Annotated in this window: 20 protein-coding genes and 1 pseudogene; 10 read left to right on the plus strand and 11 right to left on the minus strand. The window is 59.2% G+C overall.

The features are described 5' to 3' along the window. Positions 1-87 precede the first annotated feature (87 nt). A complete protein-coding gene (locus BMY54_RS27590) occupies positions 88-906 on the minus strand; it encodes a M48 family metallopeptidase (RefSeq protein WP_093441307.1) in 819 nt (272 codons plus the stop codon). A 1,351-nt stretch (positions 907-2,257) separates the two neighbouring features. On the opposite strand from BMY54_RS27590, the pseudogene BMY54_RS31420 reads away from it, so the two are divergent. Both BMY54_RS31420 and BMY54_RS31425 read left to right on the plus strand, forming a co-directional pair. Next, positions 2,258-2,455 (plus strand): annotated as a pseudogene (locus BMY54_RS31420) (HAMP domain-containing protein); the annotation flags it as partial. 111 nt (positions 2,456-2,566) lie between these two features. Beyond that, positions 2,567-3,310: a methyl-accepting chemotaxis protein gene (locus BMY54_RS31425; RefSeq protein WP_371748317.1), complete on the plus strand. Its 744-nt coding sequence runs from the start codon at positions 2,567-2,569 to the stop codon at positions 3,308-3,310. A 208-nt stretch (positions 3,311-3,518) separates the two neighbouring features. Here BMY54_RS31425 and BMY54_RS27600 read toward each other — a convergent pair whose 3' ends face one another. From BMY54_RS27600 to BMY54_RS27610, 3 genes are read right to left on the minus strand one after another with little or no spacing between them, the layout of a single operon-like run. Next, positions 3,519-4,142 carry an SOS response-associated peptidase gene (locus tag BMY54_RS27600; RefSeq protein WP_093441316.1) on the minus strand — a complete coding sequence of 208 codons (624 nt, stop codon included), beginning with the start codon at positions 4,140-4,142 and terminating at the stop codon, positions 3,519-3,521. A gap of 36 nt (positions 4,143-4,178) precedes the next feature. Beyond that, positions 4,179-4,439 carry a putative signal transducing protein gene (locus BMY54_RS27605; RefSeq protein ID WP_007912819.1) on the minus strand — a complete coding sequence of 87 codons (261 nt, stop codon included), beginning with the start codon at positions 4,437-4,439 and terminating at the stop codon, positions 4,179-4,181. Positions 4,440-4,448: 9 nt separating this feature from the next. Continuing rightward, complete coding sequence (locus BMY54_RS27610) at positions 4,449-4,631, minus strand: CPXCG motif-containing cysteine-rich protein (RefSeq protein ID WP_093441321.1); 183 nt, start codon at positions 4,629-4,631, stop codon at positions 4,449-4,451. A gap of 142 nt (positions 4,632-4,773) precedes the next feature. On the opposite strand from BMY54_RS27610, the gene BMY54_RS27615 reads away from it, so the two are divergent. Further along, positions 4,774-5,937, plus strand: coding sequence for a 1-acyl-sn-glycerol-3-phosphate acyltransferase (locus BMY54_RS27615; RefSeq protein WP_175559676.1), 1,164 nt, complete (start codon positions 4,774-4,776; stop codon positions 5,935-5,937). An 88-nt stretch (positions 5,938-6,025) separates the two neighbouring features. Here BMY54_RS27615 and BMY54_RS27620 read toward each other — a convergent pair whose 3' ends face one another. Beyond that, on the minus strand, positions 6,026-6,304 hold the full coding sequence (locus BMY54_RS27620; protein ID WP_093441332.1) for a hypothetical protein: 279 nt from the start codon (positions 6,302-6,304) through the stop codon (positions 6,026-6,028). Between the two features lie 193 nt (positions 6,305-6,497). On the opposite strand from BMY54_RS27620, the gene BMY54_RS27625 reads away from it, so the two are divergent. Further along, positions 6,498-6,704, plus strand: a complete 207-nt coding sequence (locus tag BMY54_RS27625) for a hypothetical protein (RefSeq protein ID WP_008083982.1) — start codon at positions 6,498-6,500, stop codon at positions 6,702-6,704. A gap of 292 nt (positions 6,705-6,996) precedes the next feature. Here the strand turns inward: BMY54_RS27625 and BMY54_RS27630 are convergent, their stop codons facing one another. After that, positions 6,997-7,581, minus strand: coding sequence for a YajG family lipoprotein (locus tag BMY54_RS27630; RefSeq protein ID WP_007912832.1), 585 nt, complete (start codon positions 7,579-7,581; stop codon positions 6,997-6,999). Between the two features lie 204 nt (positions 7,582-7,785). Between BMY54_RS27630 and BMY54_RS27635 the strand changes: the two genes are divergently transcribed. Next, complete coding sequence (locus tag BMY54_RS27635) at positions 7,786-8,019, plus strand: hypothetical protein (RefSeq protein WP_007912834.1); 234 nt, start codon at positions 7,786-7,788, stop codon at positions 8,017-8,019. Between the two features lie 710 nt (positions 8,020-8,729). Next, positions 8,730-10,238 (plus strand): malate dehydrogenase (quinone), encoded by a 1,509-nt coding sequence (gene mqo, locus BMY54_RS27645; RefSeq protein ID WP_093441341.1) that lies wholly within the window; start codon positions 8,730-8,732, stop codon positions 10,236-10,238. Positions 10,239-10,305: 67 nt separating this feature from the next. On the opposite strand, the gene BMY54_RS27650 is transcribed toward mqo, so the two are convergent. The 3 genes from BMY54_RS27650 to BMY54_RS27660 form a co-directional block, all read right to left on the minus strand. Further along, the gene (locus BMY54_RS27650; protein ID WP_093441345.1) at positions 10,306-10,593 is read right to left on the minus strand and encodes a PA4642 family protein; all 288 of its coding nucleotides are present in this window, start codon (positions 10,591-10,593) and stop codon (positions 10,306-10,308) included. Between the two features lie 63 nt (positions 10,594-10,656). Further along, positions 10,657-11,136, minus strand: a complete 480-nt coding sequence (locus BMY54_RS27655) for a hypothetical protein (protein ID WP_093441350.1) — start codon at positions 11,134-11,136, stop codon at positions 10,657-10,659. Positions 11,137-11,316: 180 nt separating this feature from the next. Next, positions 11,317-11,874, minus strand: a complete 558-nt coding sequence (locus tag BMY54_RS27660; RefSeq protein WP_008086142.1) for a hypoxanthine-guanine phosphoribosyltransferase — start codon at positions 11,872-11,874, stop codon at positions 11,317-11,319. Positions 11,875-12,037: 163 nt separating this feature from the next. On the opposite strand from BMY54_RS27660, the gene upp reads away from it, so the two are divergent. Together upp and BMY54_RS27670 are read left to right on the plus strand one after the other, a co-directional pair. Then, complete coding sequence (gene upp, locus BMY54_RS27665; protein ID WP_007912842.1) at positions 12,038-12,676, plus strand: uracil phosphoribosyltransferase; 639 nt, start codon at positions 12,038-12,040, stop codon at positions 12,674-12,676. A gap of 2 nt (positions 12,677-12,678) precedes the next feature. Next, positions 12,679-13,953 (plus strand): uracil-xanthine permease family protein, encoded by a 1,275-nt coding sequence (locus tag BMY54_RS27670; protein ID WP_093441355.1) that lies wholly within the window; start codon positions 12,679-12,681, stop codon positions 13,951-13,953. Between the two features lie 122 nt (positions 13,954-14,075). On the opposite strand, the gene hemH is transcribed toward BMY54_RS27670, so the two are convergent. Next, a complete protein-coding gene (hemH, locus tag BMY54_RS27675) occupies positions 14,076-15,101 on the minus strand; it encodes a ferrochelatase (RefSeq protein ID WP_093441360.1) in 1,026 nt (341 codons plus the stop codon). Positions 15,102-15,114: 13 nt separating this feature from the next. Next, positions 15,115-16,017, minus strand: coding sequence for a TIGR01777 family oxidoreductase (locus BMY54_RS27680; RefSeq protein WP_093441365.1), 903 nt, complete (start codon positions 16,015-16,017; stop codon positions 15,115-15,117). Positions 16,018-16,214: 197 nt separating this feature from the next. Between BMY54_RS27680 and BMY54_RS27685 the strand changes: the two genes are divergently transcribed. Both BMY54_RS27685 and BMY54_RS27690 read left to right on the plus strand, forming a co-directional pair. Beyond that, positions 16,215-17,201 carry an NAD(P)/FAD-dependent oxidoreductase gene (locus BMY54_RS27685; protein WP_093441369.1) on the plus strand — a complete coding sequence of 329 codons (987 nt, stop codon included), beginning with the start codon at positions 16,215-16,217 and terminating at the stop codon, positions 17,199-17,201. Continuing rightward, entirely contained in the window at positions 17,198-17,413 is a 216-nt protein-coding gene (locus tag BMY54_RS27690; RefSeq protein ID WP_093441373.1) for a TIGR02450 family Trp-rich protein, read from the plus strand. The genes BMY54_RS27685 and BMY54_RS27690 overlap by 4 nt, the downstream gene beginning before the upstream one ends. Positions 17,414-17,425: the final 12 nt, after the last annotated feature.

Genomic DNA, 17,425 nt, shown 5'->3' on the forward strand with positions numbered 1-17,425 from the left:
ATGCAGCCGGGGACGCTCTGCGTCCCGCTTGGAACGCGGAGCGTCCCTTGAGGCATTCCCACGCAGAGCGTGGGAACGATCACTGACTCAGGATTTAGGAGCTTTTTCGTACAACGGCATGACCTTCGGAATTGCCGCCTGCAACGAGGCAATCCGGCTGGTCGAAGCCGGGTGAGTGCTCATGAACTCCGGCGGCGAACCTTCCGACGCTTTGCTCATTTTGTTCCACAAAGTGATCGCGGCGTTCGGGTTGTACCCGGCGCGTGCGGCCAGTTCCAGACCAATCAGGTCGGCTTCGTTTTCGTTGGCGCGGCTGTTCGGCAGCGTCATCCCGTAGTTGGCCACGGTATCAGCCAGCGCCAGACTGTCCTGCCCCAGGCCGAGCAACGCACCCGCGCCCTGTTTGGCCATTTCAATCCCGTACGCCTTGGACATCGCTTCACGACCGTGCTCGCGCAAGGCGTGGGCGATTTCATGGCCCATAACGGCGGCGATTTCATCGTCGGTGAGTTTCAGGCTGTCGATCAGCCCGGTGTAGAAAATGATCTTGCCGCCAGGCCCGCAGTTGGCGTTGAGCTCATCGCTCTTGATCAGATTGACTTCCCACTGCCATTGCGCCGCATCCGGACGGAAGTTCGGCGCCTGGGCGATCAGACGGTTGGCAATCGCCTGAACCCGCTTGGCCTCGGGACTGGTCTTGTCCAGCACACCTTTGCTGGACGCCTCGCCGACGGTCTTCTGATACGACTGCGCATACATCTGGTCGACCTCTTGCGAGGACAGCATGCTGAACATGTACTGCTTGCGCTCCACACCCACGGCACCGCCGCTGGTGGTGTTGACCGACTGACAACCGGCCAGCAACAGCGCTGCGCTCAGTGCACTTACAACCAATGTCTTGTTCATTCAAAAGCTCCCTGAAAACCTGCGCGTATCCTAGGCGGGTAATTGTATCGACGCCAGATACAACGGACGTGTTGCAGCGACTTTCAGACGTTTCCCACCAGAGCTGTCGCAAAAAATTCACAGCGACCGCCAAGTCCCGTGCAACTGCGTCGCGCACTGATCCATTTGCGACATTGGCTTTCAATTGCTCCGGCTCGCACTCATGGCCCAATGCCCGCTGCCGATACATCAGCGCAGACGTCCTCTTGCGTGCGGAGCTCCCATGAAGTTCAAGTCGATCCAGTTTTCCGTCGCCGCCCTGGCCGGCGCCATCGTCCTCAGCGTGGTCGCCGCGCTGGTGCTGTATGCGCTGTTTTCCGGCGCGCGCACGCAAGAGATGGTGCAACAGCGCACCCAGGCGCAGTTCGAGCAAGTCATCGAACAGCGCCTGACCTCGCTGGCGCAAACCCAGGTCAGCCAGATCCAGCGCGAGCTCGAAGCGCCACTGCTGATTGCCGGTGGCCTGGTGCGGGTCAACGCCCTGCTCGGTACGCCGGGTGCAGATGGTCAGCCGCGCCTCACTGTCAGTCGCGAGCAACTGATCAGCCTGATCAAAGAGAACGTCGAAAAGAACCCGAAAATTCTCGGCACCTACATCGGCTGGGAGAAAAACGCCCTCGATCACAACGACGCGGCCTATATCGGCACCAGCGTGGTCGGGATCGATGCCGCCAACGGGCGCTTCCTGCCGTGGTGGTTCCGCAACGATGACGGCACCCTTGGCCTGGACAAACTGGTCGACGTCGACGACCAGAAAACCCTGTCCACCGGCGTGCGCGCCAGCGAGTACTACTTGTGCTCGAAGGAAACGAAGAAAGCCTGCGTGATCGATCCGGCGCCGTACAAGGTCGGCGACAAGATCGTCATGCTCGCCTCCTTTATCGAACCGATCATGCTTAACGGCGCCTTCCAGGGCATTGTCGGCGCCGACCTGTCGGTGAACTTCATTCAGGAAATGCTCCTCGGCGCCAACCAGAAGCTCTACAGCGGCGCCGGGCAAATGGCCCTGATCGGCGGCAACGGCCGGATCGTCGCCTACACCAAAGACCCGAGCAAATTCGGTGAAAAAGTCAGCGATATCCTCGACGCTGAGCAGACCGCCAACATGGCCAATCTCAAACGCGGCGAAGTGACTTACTCGGTCAACAAGGACAAGGGTCGCATCGAACTGTACCTGCCATTCGGCATCGGCCAGACCGACGCACGCTGGACACTGATGCTGCAATTGCCTTTGAACGCGGTAATGGCGGATCTGCAAAAGCTGCAGGCCGACCTCGATGCGCAACGCAAGTCCGACACCTTCGGCATGGCCATGGTTGGTCTGCTCATCGCCGGCCTCGGCCTGCTAGTGATCTGGCTGGTCGGCCACGGCATCGCCAGACCGCTGAAGCAAATGGTCGCCATGCTCAATGACATCGCTCAAGGTGAAGGTGATCTGACCCGACGTTTGAGCAGTGATCGCAGCGATGAATTGGGCTCGATCGCCAAGGGCTTCAATACCTTTTTGGCCAAGCTGCAGGCGATGATCACGCAGGTGGTGACGTCGGTGCAGAGCGTCAGCGATTCCTCGGAACACACCGCCGACATTGCCATTCGCACCAACATCGGCATTCAAAAACAAATGGCCGAGATCGATCAGGTCGCCACGGCGGTGCAGGAAATGACCGCCACCGCGCAGGACGTCGCGCGTAACGCGACGCAGGCTGCACAAGCGGCCAGTCATGCCGACCAGGCCGCCAGCCAGGGCATGCAGATTGTCCGCGATACGTCCAATTCGATTGGCGTGCTGGCGCTGGAAATCGGCAAGGCAGTAGATGTGGTACAGACCCTGGCCAAGGACAGCGAGAACATCAACGCCATTCTCACCGCCATTCGCGGCATCGCCGAGCAGACCAACCTGCTGGCCCTGAACGCGGCGATTGAAGCAGCGCGTGCCGGCGAGCAGGGTCGTGGTTTTGCCGTGGTCGCCGACGAGGTGCGCAATCTGGCGCAGAAAACCCAGAAAGCCACTGAAGAAATCCAGACCATGATCCAGCAACTGCAACAAGGCACCCGCGATGTGGTGCGGGTCATGGAGGACAGTCAGAACCGCACTGACGAAAGCGTGCAGCATGCGGCGAAAGCGGCTGAAGCGCTGGAAACGATCACCCAGGCGGTTTCGGTGATCAACGACATGAACACGCAGATTGCCAGTGCGGCGGAAGAGCAGAGTGCGGTGGCCGATGACATCAACCGCAATGTGATCAACATCGGGCAAGTGGCCAATGAAGTGGCGGGGGGCGCGGATGAGTCGAGTTCGGCGAGTGCAGATTTGACCAAGCTGGCCGAGCAGCAGCGGCGGCTGATCAATCAGTTCAAGGTCTGAAAAGCGAAAAGCCCCTCATCGGAACGCCGCCCGCCTAACCCTCTCCCAGAGGGAGAGGGGACTGACCGAGTTGTCTCCCGTCATACATCGACCTGAAATAACCAGTCGATTATGGATTCAAAGCAGAGCGTTCAAGTCGGTGTATTACGACAATATCCCCCGGTCGGTCCCCTCTCCCTCTGGGAGAGGGGCTTTTGATCTAAATGCTTTAACCCGGAGTCAGACACTCCGGCCCATTGAGTTTCGGATCATTGATCAGATTCGCCAACACCCGCTCACGCAGCGCCGCCGGTTCACTGGCCAGCAACCCCTGCAACACATGCAACGGCGTCTCCGGATCCAGCCACGCCGCCTGCCCCGCCTCATCGAGAATCAACGGCCGGCGCTGACTCGACGCCGGCTGAGTAATCACCGCCGTACTCAACCACACCTGTTCCTGCACCGGATACGCCTCCCAGATCGCCGCGAAAAACAGCGAAGAACCCTCCCCCGGCGTCAGCCAGAACGGCCGCTTGCGCTGCGTCCCGCGCCATTCGTAAAAACCGTTGGCCGGCAGCAGGCAGCGGCGCAGACGCAAGGCTTCGCGGAACATCGGCTGCTCGGCAACCGTTTCGGCACGGGCATGTGCCGGTGTTTTCGACAGATCGGTCAGCCACGGCGGCGTTAATCCCCAACGGGCGCGGGCCAGGCTACGCTGGCCATCTTCACCGGCACGCAGCATCAACACCGAATCATTGGGGGAAATGTTCCACTGCGCCTGCTGATCGGCGGGAAAACCAGGCAGGGCCGCGAAGTCGCGGTTCCAGCGAAACAGGGCATAACGTCCACACATGGGGCAACACGACTCTGAAGTAAAACGAAGGCCAGCCTAACAGACCAGCGTCCCGGGGAAGCTCTCCGGTTCATCGCCGGGCAGCGGCAGCGCGGCATTGTACGCGGTGATCAGCTCACGGGCGTATTCGGCCTGGTCGTTATCGACGGACAGTCCCAGTAAACCGAAAATCGGCAATTCGCCCGTACCACCGAGCAAATCACGGCCAATCAAGTGCGCCTCGATGCCTTCGCTGGCGAGCATGCCCTTGAGCATTTCGCCTTCCATCAGGTTTTCCGGCTCGTAGATTCGCTGCATACGCGGCCCTCACTCGTTTTCGCTGAAGACTTCCAGAAACCAGTCCTCTCCATGGACCTGCAATACGAACGTGATGGGCCGACAACACACCTGACAGTCCTCGATATAGGTCTGATCGCCGCCGGACAAGTCCACTGTCGTCTCGACCGTTTCCCCACAATAAGGACATTCGTATTCAGCGGTTTCCAGCATCGCGGTCTCCCAAGTGACTTGTGCGTATAATCGCCGGTCTATTTGCAGGGCTATTTTTGTCTGGCTACTTTTTCAGACCGTGCCCCGCGGGTTTTCGATCAAAACCTTTACTTACCCTAGCCGTTTCCAACAAGAGAGCATGATGGGCGAATTCGATGCCATCCGACCTTACGACGACAGCGAAGTACCTGTGGTACTGGCAAGACTGCTCGGCGACAAGGCGTTTCTAGATATCCTCACCCACTTCCGCTTCCCGCGTTTTGCCGGTGCCTTCGGCTGGATGCTCAAACCACTTATAGCCCATCGGCTGCGTCGTGAGTTCGCCGACGTGACGTCGGTGGCGACGTTGCAGGACAAGGTCGAGTCCTACGTCGACCACACCATCGAGCGCGCCACCGACGGCGTGACCTATACCGGTGTCGAGCAATTCAAGTCCGGCAGCGCCTATCTGTTCATCGCCAACCACCGCGATATCGTGATGGACCCGGCCTTCGTCAACTACGCCGTGTACCACGCCGGCCTGCCGACGCCGCGCATTGCGATTGGCGACAACCTGCTGCAGAAGCCGTTTGTCAGCGACCTGATGCGCCTGAACAAGAGTTTCATCGTTCATCGTTCGATCACCGGCCGTCGCGAGAAAATGGCCGCTTATCAACTGTTATCAGCGTACATCAACCACTCGATCCGCAACGATTGCGCGTCGATCTGGATCGCTCAGGCTGAAGGCCGGGCGAAGGACGGCGACGACCGCACCGAGTCGGCGATCCTCAAGATGTTCCACATGAGCCGCAAGGACGAGCCGTTCGGCGAAGTCATCCGCTCGCTGAACGTTACCCCGGTGTCGATCAGCTACGAATATGACCCTTGCGACCAGGCCAAGGCCCGCGAGCTGTACATCCGCGCCACCACCGGCACTTACGCGAAAGCGCCGGGTGAGGATGATGTGAGCATTGCCAAGGGCATCACCGGCTACAAGGGCCGGGTGCACGTGAACTTTGCCGCGCCGATTACCGAGCTGTTCGAAGACACCAAGCAATTGGCGATCGAGATGGACAAGCAGATTCTCGGCGGTTACCGGTTATTCCCGGTGCATTACCTGGCGTATGCACAGTGGGCCGATGCCGATCCGCAGCTGAATGTGCCGAAAGCTGCCGAGGTGTTCCCGGCGGATGAGCTGGCCAAGGCGCAGGAAGAGTGGCAGGAACGGTTGGATGCGTGCCCTGAGGAGCATCGTCCGTATCTGGTGCTGCAATATGCGACGCCGGTGCGTAATCAGTACCGGGTCAAGGCTGGGTTGCCGTTGTAAAGCAACGGCAAGATCAAAAGATCGCCGCCTGCGGCAGCTCCTACAGGGGATTCGTGTAGGAGCTGCCGAAGGCGGCGATCTTTTGCTTTTAATAGCGCGTGCTGATCCAGGAGACGATCAGGGCCAGCCCGAGGCAAGCAAAACCAAAACGATAGAAAAACCGGTTCATGCGCAAGGTCGCCCAATCAAGGATTGGTTCGGCATTCGGTTGCGCCTGGCGCTGAGCGGCAATGCTGGCCATCGCACGTTGTTCACGGCGACGAGTGGCGTGCAGCAGCCAACTCCCCGGAAACGCCAACAACAACGCCAGCAAGTTGATCAACTTGGCGGGATGGGCGGTAAACAGCGTCATCAAGTGCAGCGACATCACAGACCTCTATCTGAACCGGTGTGGCAGACGCCAGATCGACGACTGCGGCGCGGATTCTAACCAAACCTGCCCGTTCAACCCCAGCCTTTGCGACAAATAACCTGACAATCGACCGATGGCTGCCCTGTGTCACGGCTTCGTCATGTGGATACACCAAGATGCGCGCCTCGAAACGCACATGGAACGCGACATGCTTCACGCTGAAAATCAGGATCGTCTGTACCTCATTACGCCTTACGACGAACAGCAAAGTCTCGTCGGCAGCCTTGCCTTCAATGTTCAGGATCGCCATTGGCTGGTGTATTGCGCGCTGGGCGGGCATCAGCATGCGGATTTGCCTGAGACTGATTTGCTGACGGGTGTCAGCGTGCTCGACTTTTATTCTCAGGCGGCCTGAAAAAGCAAAAGCACCCTCACCCTAGCCCTCTCCCCGAGGGAGAGGGAACCGACCGAGTTGTTTTGTCGAGGTACATCGACCTGAAAGTCCGAGGTGAATGTAGATCTCAAGAACAACGCAAATCGACCTGAAACTCCGAGATGAATGCAGATCCCAGGCACAACACAGATCGGCTCCCTTTCCCCCTCGCCCCCCTGGGGGAGAGGGCTGGGGTGAGGGGGTACGATTTCAAGTCCCGCAAAAAAGCCCGGGCTCATCACTGATCCCGGGCTTTTTCACATCCGCCGAAAACTTACTCAGCCAGAACCTGACCCACCGTCGGATCCTTGAACAGACGCGTCAGCGCATCGCTCAATACATCGCTGACCAGTTTGGTATTGGTTTCCTGGTTCGGCGCCATGCCGAAACGCTGGTCCAGCGAAGCGCCGTAACGGCCGCTATAACGGCGGTTGGCGTTCTGCACATCAGAGCGGAAGGTTGCGCCAATGGTCGCTTCGGTCACGTACATGCCTTCTTTCGGCGACTGGTATTTCAGCTCGGCCAGGGTCACGGTCAACTGCGGAGCATTTGGCGCGTTGTTGGTCGGGGTGAAGCCGAGCAGACGCACGGCGGCTTCAGCCTGAGCCTGCAACTTCGGCAGGATCTGCTCGCGCTGCACGGTGATAGCGCTGGTTTCCGGGTACAGGCCGCCACGGGTGCCCAACGTTGGCGACGGACGACCGTCAACCACACGCACGACGACTGGCTGGCCACGGCCGACCGCTGGCAGCTGAGTGGTCAGCTTTGGCTCCGGGCTCAGTTGTTGCGGGCTGTGGGCGCAGCCGGCCAGGGTCAAACCGGCCACAGTGATCAAACCGAACAACAGGCGTTGCAACATGCTCTTCTCTCCAGAATCAGGCACAAACAGGCCGGCAGTATAGCGGTGGGCCAGTGCGGGTAACCAGCGCCCGGCAGCGAATACTGAAATGTCTGACAAACCCGTGGGAAAGCGGTTCCTGTCACAGATTATTCACCCGGCATACACGTTCACGTCACGGCGCATTGGCAACCTTGCAATCAGTCCCCCACAAGGTACTCAATCATGCGTTATCTGATCTCGTTGTTCGCCCCACGTCCGCTGCACCGCAGCTTCGCCCTGCTCGACCGCAATGGCCATTGCCAGGCATTCAAGCAGTGCAGCCTGCAGCCGATGGGCGACGGTTGGGTGGAAATCGAAGAAATCCGCCTCAACTGGTTGCACCAGCCACTGCCCGCCAGCGCCCGCGTCATAGCGTCGCAGCCCCGTGCACGGGTGCAAGCGATGTTGAGCATCTGACCGGATGCCTAATAAAAGTCATTAAACACGAGCAACTGCCCGCATTTCTTCGATACAATCTCCCCCCGATTATAAGGACGTCTCCTGATCGGGCCCCGCAACAGCGTCAATGCGCATGCATCGACACCCAAAATCGCCCACAGAGAGCCGCCCACACAGATCGAGTGAAGTTGGCGCGCTTGCCTGTTCTACCGGCAAAAACCCCGCTTTTCGCGAATCTGCAGAGCTGTCATGACGCTCGGCCACCGCGTTGTTTTGCCTTTGCGGGCAAGGTGCCAGGCCTGGACAGCCCTTTTTTGAGGTTCACGTCTTCAAAAGAGCGTGAAAAAAACGGGTTTTCACAACTTCACAAGAGTGTGGCGAGCAAATGAAAAGTTTTGCGTCTGAACATGCACCATTAGCGTCTGAAACAGCCCAACGACACAGGACCGGGTATACCTCGAATATCGGAGCCTGAAGCCTGTCCGCTACGGATTTGGTTGCACAAAAACGGATGTCTCGACCATAAGTCGAATTGCCAGCTGCGTGCTGAAATGAGTTCATGGAGCTCTTGAAAGCCAAGCCGCATACATCCGTCGAAGTTGCGAAAAATTGCGAAGATTCGGACATGGCGAACCTGACCATGGATAGCCTGGACATCACTGACCTGTCCCGGAACGCCTGGCAGCCATGCCGACAATTTGGTGCTGCAGATTTTGGAGACGCGTTAAATGGCGCATAACGAAGCAGTCGACGTAGTTCTGGTTGGGGCGGGCATCATGAGTGCCACCCTGGCCGTGCTGCTCAAAGAGCTCGACCCCGCGATCAAGCTGGAAGTCGTCGAGCTGATGGATTCCGGTGCTGCCGAGAGTTCCAACCCTTGGAACAACGCCGGCACCGGTCACGCTGGCCTTTGCGAGCTGAACTACACGCCGCAAGCCGCCGATGGCACCGTCGACATCAAGAAAGCCGTGCACATCAACACCCAGTTCGAGGTGTCGAAGCAGTTCTGGTCGTACCTGACCAAGAAAGGCACGTTCGGCTCGTGCAAATCATTCATCAGCCCGGTGCCGCACCTGAGTTTCGTTCAGGGCGACAAAGGCGTTTCCTTCCTCAAGGAACGTTTCGAGGTCCTGCACAAGCATCACGCGTTCTCCGACATGGAGTACACCGAAGACAAGGCCAAGATGGCCGAGTGGATGCCGCTGATGATGCCGGGCCGCTCGCCGGACGAAGTCCTCGCCGCGACCCGCGTGATGAACGGCACCGACGTCAACTTCGGCGCCCTGACCAATCAGTTGCTCAAGCACCTGACCAGCGCTCCCGACACTCAAGTCAAATACTGCAAGCGCGTCACCGGCCTCAAGCGTAACGGCGCTGGCTGGACCGTCAGCATCAAGGACGTCAACAGCGGCAGCAGCCGTGAAGTCGACGCCAGGTTCGTTTTCCTCGGCGCGGGTGGCGCGGCGCTGCCGTTGCTGCAGGCTTCGGGCATCGAGGAAAGCAAAGGCTTCGGCGGCTTCCCGATCAGCGGCCAGTGGCTGCGTTGCGACAACCCGGAAGTGGTCAAGCATCACCAGGCCAAGGTGTACAGCCAGGCCGCGGTGGGTTCGCCACCGATGTCGGTGCCGCACCTGGACACCCGCGTAGTCGACGGCAAGAAGTCCCTGCTGTTCGGGCCATACGCCGGTTTCACCACCAAGTTCCTCAAGCACGGCTCCTTCATGGACCTGCCGCTATCGGTTCGCGCCGGCAACATCGGGCCGATGCTGGCCGTGGCGAAAAACAACATGGACCTGACCAAGTACCTGGTCAGCGAAGTGATGCAATCGATGGAACAGCGTCTGGATTCCCTGCGCCGTTTCTACCCGGAGGCGAAAGCCGAAGACTGGCGCCTGGAAGTGGCCGGCCAACGGGTACAGATCATCAAGAAAGACCCGAAAAAGGGCGGCATCCTGCAGTTCGGTACCGAACTGGTGTCGGCCAAGGACGGCTCCCTCGCCGCCCTGCTCGGCGCTTCGCCAGGCGCTTCGGTGACCGTTTCGATCATGCTGGAACTGATCGAGAAATGCTTCCCGGCCAAGGCCAAGGGTGAGTGGGCTGGCAAACTGGCCGAGATCTTCCCGGCCCGTGAAAAGGTCCTGGAAACCGATGCTGCGCTGTATCGCAAGATCAACACGCAGAACAACATCGCGCTGGAACTGGTTGAAGAAAGCAGCGAGACCCCAAGCTACGCTTGATCTTGCCGTATAAAAAACGCCCCGTACTCAGTGAGTGCGGGGCGTTTTTTTATGCCTGGGAAAAGTCTCAGGTGCGGGACTTTTCGATCAGCTCGATGTATTCCGGGGCATTGCGCTGATCGGCGATCAGCTCAACGAAGGTCTTGCCCTGCTCGTCCTTGCCATCAACGTCGTAACCGGCAGCGACGAAGAAGCCCAGAAACCGCTCGAAATCATCAATGCGCAGGCCACGATAAGCCTTGATCAGTTTGTGCAGCGACGGCGAAGTGGCGTCGACCGGCTCAAAATCGAGGAACAGCTTGATCTGCTCATCGCCGATCTCGTCACCAATCACTTGTTTCTTATCTTTACGCATTGCCGACTCCAGCTCGCAGACATTACACGGGGCGGGCAGTTTACCCCTGCCCGGCCGCCCGGCTCAACGCGATCGCACCGCCCCGGTGTGCAAATCGGCCCAGATGTGGCCGTTGGCGTAACTGAGGAACTGCACGTACACGGTGTCGTTGCGCAGCAGATCGATGATCACGCGGTATTGGGCCTGTGGATAAAACAGTGTGAGGGTTTTGCTCTTGTCGTCATAAACCGGCTTTTTCAGGCTTTTGCTTTCACCGTCGAAATTCACCAGCACCTGAGTAATGGTCGCGCCTTTGTTGAGGGATTTGCCCTTGAGGCGAATCATCAATGGAGACGTGACCGGAATCGGTTGTTGATTGGACTGGCGTTGCGCGCCGACGACCACGGAATAATCAGTGACCTGCAGCAATTGCTGCTGCTCGGGCTCGGCATCGCGCACGGTCAGATCGTCCGGCGGCAGGAATTGACTGTGCATCGGCGCGGCGGAAAGAGGCAGGCTGAAGGTCAGCAACAGGGCGGCAAAGCTGCGGATCAAGAGGCGCATGACAGGCTCCGGAGGGCGGGGCCGAGCACTCTAGCATGGGTATCGCGGATGGATCAGCACACACAAAAACACTGTGGGAGCGAGCTTGCTCGCGAAGGCGGACTGACATTCAAAACAGATGTCGACTGATACACCGCTTTCGCGAGCAAGCTCGCTCCCACATTTAGATCGAGGCGCGGATTACATGCCTTTAACGGCAAAGATCCCGTTGGCGTTGCGCCAGTAGCCTTTGTAGTCCATGCCGTAACCGAAGATGTAGCGGTCGATGCACGGCAGGCCGACGAAATCGGCTTTCAGGTCAGGACGCGCCTTGCGGTCGTGATCCTTGTCGATCAGCACGGCGGTGTGCACTTTGCGCGCACCGGCGTGTTTGCAGAAGTCGATGATCGCGCCGAGGGTGTGACCTTCGTCGAGGATGTCGTCGATGATCAGCACGTCGCGGTCGATGAACGAAACTTCCGGCTTGGCTTTCCAGAACAGGTCGCCGCCGCTGGTTTCGTTGCGATAACGGGTCGCGTGCAGGTAGGAGGCTTCCAGCGGGAACTGCAGATGCGTCAGCAGTTTGCCGGAGAAAATCAGCCCGCCGTTCATCACGCAGAACACTACCGGATTGCTGTCAGCCAGTTGTTCGTTGATTTGTGCACCGACGCGGGCGATGGCGGCCTCGACTTCAGCTTCGGTGTACAGGCAGTCAGCCTCTCGCATGATTTGACGGATATGCTCGAGATCAGCGGACATGGCGCTCTCCAGGGGGGGATGTTTTCGGAAAAGCGGGCAAAGGTACGCATCCATTGAGGCCGAATCAAGCCTTTATGGACTAACGTACAGAATGTCCTATAGGACATCACCCTCGGATAGATTAATCTAGGCCGGTTTTTTTGCCCGCCGCCGGAGTTTTTCCATGCCCATCCTCGAGATCCGCCATCCGCTGATCCGTCATAAACTCGGCCTGATGCGCCGCGCCGATATCAGCACCAAGAACTTCCGTGAGCTCGCTCAGGAAGTCGGCGCCCTGTTGACCTATGAAGCTACAAAAGATTTGCCGCTGGAGTCCTACGATATTGCAGGCTGGTGCGGCACCGTGTCGGTCGAGAAGATCGCCGGCAAGAAGATCACCGTCGTGCCGATCCTGCGCGCCGGCATCGGCATGCTCGAAGGCGTGCTGAGCCTGATCCCGGGTGCCAAGGTTTCCGCTGTGGGCGTTGCCCGCAACGAAGAAACCCTGCAAGCGCACACTTATCTGGAAAAACTGGTTCCGGAAATCGACGAACGGTTGGCGATGATCATCGACCCGATGCTCGCTACCGGTAGCTCGATGGTGGCGACCATTGATCTGTTGAAGAAAGCCGGCTGCAAAGACATCCGCGCGATGGTGCTGGTTGCCGCGCCGGAAGGTATTGCCGCCGTAGAAAAGGCTCACCCGGACGTGACCATCTACACCGCGTCCATCGATGAGCGCTTGAACGAGCACGGTTACATCATCCCAGGGCTTGGCGACGCCGGTGACAAGATCTTCGGCACCAAGCAGAAGGACGCGTGACCATGCAGCAAGAGTTCAACGATCCGCTCTGGCGCACGGTGCTGTCCGGCGCCCAGATGCTGTTCGTGGCTTTCGGCGCCTTGGTGCTGATGCCGCTGATCACGGGCCTGGACCCGAACGTGGCACTGTTTACCGCGGGTCTGGGGACGATCCTGTTCCAGATCGTCACCGGGCGTCAGGTGCCGGTGTTTCTGGCGTCGAGCTTCGCTTTCATCACCCCGATCATTCTCGCCAAGGGCCAGTTCGGCCTCGCCGCGACCATGGGCGGTGTGATGGCAGCCGGCTTCGTCTACACCTTCCTCGGCCTGGCCGTGAAGATCAAAGGCACCGGATTTATCGACCGTTTGCTGCCACCGGTGGTGATTGGTCCGGTGATCATTTCCATCGGCCTGGCCATGGCGCCGATTGCCGCGAACATGGCGATGGGCAAGGCTGGCGATGGTTCTGAACTGATCCATTACCAGACCGCGATGCTGATCTCGATGCCGGCATTGCTGACCACGTTGATCGTGGCGGTGTTCGGTAAAGGCATCTTCCGTCTGGTGCCGATCATCTCCGGTGTGCTGGTCGGTTTTGCGATGGCGTTCTATTTCGGTGTCGTTGATACCGCGAAGATTGCCGCAGCGCCATGGTTTGCGATTCCGCACTTCACCGCACCGGAGTTCAACTGGCAGGCGATTCTGTTCATCGTTCCAGTGGCGCTGGCTCCGGCCATTGAACACATCGGCGGCGTGATTGCGGTGGGTAGCGTGACCGGTCGCGATTACCTGAAGAAGCCGGGCCTGCATCGCACCCTGCTCGGCGACGGCATTGCCACCACCGCCGCCGGTCTGTTCGGCGGTCCGCCAAACACCACCTACGCCGAAGTGACGGGCGCAGTGATGCTGACCAAGAACTACAACCCGAAAATCATGACCTGGGCGGCGATCTTCGCTATCAGCCTGGCGTTCATTGGCAAGTTCGGCGCGCTGCTGCAGAGCATTCCGGTGCCGGTGATGGGCGGGATTCTGTGCTTGCTGTTCGGCTCGATCGCGGCGGTGGGGATGAACACCCTGATTCGTCACAAGATCGATCTTGGCGAAGCGCGTAATCTGGTGATCGTGTCGGTGACGCTGGTGTTCGGCATTGGCGGTGTGCTGGTCGGCACCGGGACTGGTCCGGACGACTTCGGCCTCAAAGGCATCGCGTTGTGCGCGGTGGTGGCGATTGCGCTGAACCTGATTCTGCCGGGCAATGATGGCTGGAAGAAAAAGAAGGCGGATGAGCCGCTGATCTAAGCCTTTAGATCGTCGCTGCCTGAAAGATAGCTTTCGCGAGCAGGCTCGCTCCCACATTGGAAATGCATTCAAATGTGGGAGCGAGCCTGCTCCGGGCGGCGTTCCGACGAAGCTTTTGGCTTTTAGAGCGCCAGCGGCGCTCTTTCGCAGAGGGTTGCCAACGCCTTAGCCCATTGCCGGTCGTCATTCAGGCACGGCACCAGCACCAATTCCTCGCCCCCTGCTTCGCGGAACTGTTCTTTGCCGCGATCACCAATCTCTTCCAGCGTCTCGATGCAATCGGCGACAAACGCCGGGCACATCACCAGTATTTTCTTCACGCCGCTTTTCGCCAGTTCATCCAGCCGTGCCTCGGTGTAGGGTTCGATCCACTTGGCCCGCCCCAGACGCGACTGAAACGACACCGACCATTTGCCATCCGGCAGGCCCATGCGCTCAGCGAACAACGCCGCAGTACGCAGGCATTGCGCGCGATAACAGGTCGCCAATACCGCAGGCGAGGCGTTCTTGCAGCAGTCTTCATTCTTGAAGCAATGATTGCCGGTCGGATCGAGTTTAGTCAGATGCCGCTCAGGCAGACCGTGGAAGCTCAGCAGCAAGTGATCGTAATCCTGCTGCAGATGCGGCCGGGCGCTTTCAACCAGCGCATCCAGATATTCCGGCTGATCGTAGAACGGCTGCAGCACCGACAGTTGCACGTCGAGTTTCTTTTCGCGGATCACCCGCTTGGCTTCTTCGATCACTGTGGTCGTGGTGCTGTCGGCGAACTGTGGATACAGCGGTGCCAGCGTGATGCGCTTGTGCCCCGCCGCCACCAGTTTCAGCAGGCAGGTTTCAATCGACGGCTCACCATAACGCATCGCCAGTTCCACAGGGCCGTGATTCCACTGTGCGGTCATCTGCTGTTGCAGACGACGGCTAAGCACCACCAGCGGTGAGCCCTCCTCCCACCAGATCGAGGCGTAAGCGTGGGCCGATTGTTCCGGGCGCTTGACCAGGATCAGCGACACCAGCAGACGCCGCACCGGCCACGGCAGGTCGATCACGTACGGGTCCATCAGGAATTGATTGAGGTAGCGGCGCACATCGGCCACTGAGGTTGAGGCCGGGGAACCCAGGTTGACCAGAAGCAAGGCGTGATCGGTCATGCAACGTCCTATTTCAGAGGCGGCTGGAGAGATCGTCCAGGGCCGCACGTAAATCCGTGAACTGGAAAGTGAAACCCGCTTCCAGCAAGCGTGCCGGCATAGCCTTCTGGCCGCCGAGCAACAGCAATGACATCTCACCGAGGCCGACCTTCAGCGCCAGGGTCGGCATCGGCATGAACGCCGGGCGGTGCAACACGCTGCCCAGCGTCTTGGCGAATTCGCGATTGCGCACAGGTTTCGGCGCGCACGCATTATAAGGACCACTGGCCTGATCACGATGCAGAAGAAAATCAATCAGGGCGATTTGATCGTTGATATGAATCCACGGCATCCACTGTCGGCCATTGCCCAAAGGCCCGCCGAGCCCGAGTTTGAATGGCAGCAACAGCCGCGACAAAAAGCCGCCCTCGGCCGACAGCACCAGACCGGTTCGCACCAGCACCACACGGATGCCTTGCCCCTCGGCACGTTGCGCGGTTTCTTCCCAAGCGATACACAACTGGCTGGCGAAATCGTCGATCACCGGCGGCGAATCTTCAGTCAATTCGCGCTCACCGCCATCGCCATACCAGCCAATGGCTGATCCGGAGATCAGCAACGCTGGTTTCTGCGCGCGCGTGTCGAGCCAGGTCAACAGGGTTTCCGTGAGCGTGATACGGCTGCTCCACAGCAACGCTTTGCGTCGATGGGTCCACGGCCGATCGGCAATCGGCGCACCGGCCAGATTGATGATCGCGTCCACAGGCTCATCGCCAAGGTCTTGCAGACGCGCAATACCCCGCACCTGCGCACCACAGATTTTCGCGACTTTCTCCGGTTTGCGGCTCCACACCGTCAAGCGATGCCCCTGCTCCAACCAGTGTCGGCAGAGCGCACGTCCGATCAAACCAGTACCGCCGGTCAGCAATATGTGCATGACATCTTCCTCGCGTGGCGTTTAACCCGGATCACTAGTCTATTTTTATAAGCAGGGATCTTTTCTATCGGGCAGGCTCTATTGTTTAACCATAGGCCAAGCTGTCAGATCGAGAACGCTAGAAGTTATACCAAAAAACAAAATTGTACAGGTTTCATCCACGGCGTAGTCTGTACAGAAAGGTAAACGAGGCCCCTATGACTGTACCTATCGCAATCATTGGCACCGGCATCGCCGGACTTTCCGCCGCCCAGGCTCTGACAGAGACCGGGCATACCGTGCAATTGTTCGATAAAAGTCGCGGCAGCGGCGGGCGCATGTCGAGCAAGCGCAGCGACGCTGGCTCGCTGGACATGGGCGCGCAATATTTCACCGCGCGTGATCGGCGCTTCGTCACCGAAGTGCAGCGTTGGCAAAGCCTGGGCTGGGTCGCCGAGTGGACACCGCAGCTCTACACGTATCAGGGCGGGCAACTGAATCTGTCGCCGGACGAGCAGACGCGCTGGGTCGGTACACCGCGCATGAGCGCCATCACTCGTGGACTGCTCGATGGCCTGGAAGTGCACTTTGCCTGTCGCATCACCGAGGTCTTTCGCGGTGAAGAGCACTGGCACTTGCAGGACGCCGAAGGCTTCACCCATGGCCCGTTCAGTCACGTGGTGATCGCCACGCCGGCCCCTCAAGCGACAGCCTTACTGGCCGCTGCCCCGAAACTTGCCGGGGCCGCCGCCGGGGTGAAAATGGACCCGACCTGGGCTGTCGCCCTCGCCTTCGATACACCGCTGGATACGCCCCTTGAAGGCTGCTTCGTGCAGGACAGTCCGCTCGACTGGCTGGCACGCAACCGCAGCAAACCCGGACGTGACAACACACTCGACACCTGGGTGCTGCATGCGAGCAGCGCATGGAGCCGGCAGCACATCGACCTGCCCAAGGAAGCTGTGATCGAGCAACTGCACGGTGCTTTTGCCGAATTGCTGCACAGCGCCATGCCCGCGCCAACCTTCAGCCTCGCCCACCGCTGGCTCTACGCACGTCCGGCGACGGGCCACGAATGGGGCACCCTGGCCGATGCCGATCTGGGTTTGTATGCCTGCGGCGACTGGTGCCTGTCGGGCCGTGTCGAAGGCGCTTGGCTCAGTGGCCAGGAAGCTGCGCGACGCTTGCACGAACACCTGCAATGAACCGCATCAATCCGCGTAAATTGCTGCTGTCGAAATGGACAGCAGCCCACCCGCAGAATCGTGAAAAACACTTTCTGGTGACCGAGCTGTTTCGCGACGAGGAAGGCACGGTGCTGGAGGTTGAGTTACAAGCGGTGTTGACCCAACGTGCTGAGCGACTCGATTGGCAGACACTACAAAACAACGCTGAATGGCTGCAGGGCTGGAAGTAAATAGCGTCCCTG

This window comes from Pseudomonas sp. ok266 (assembly GCF_900110195.1).
GTDB classification, from domain to species: domain Bacteria; phylum Pseudomonadota; class Gammaproteobacteria; order Pseudomonadales; family Pseudomonadaceae; genus Aquipseudomonas; species Aquipseudomonas neuropathica.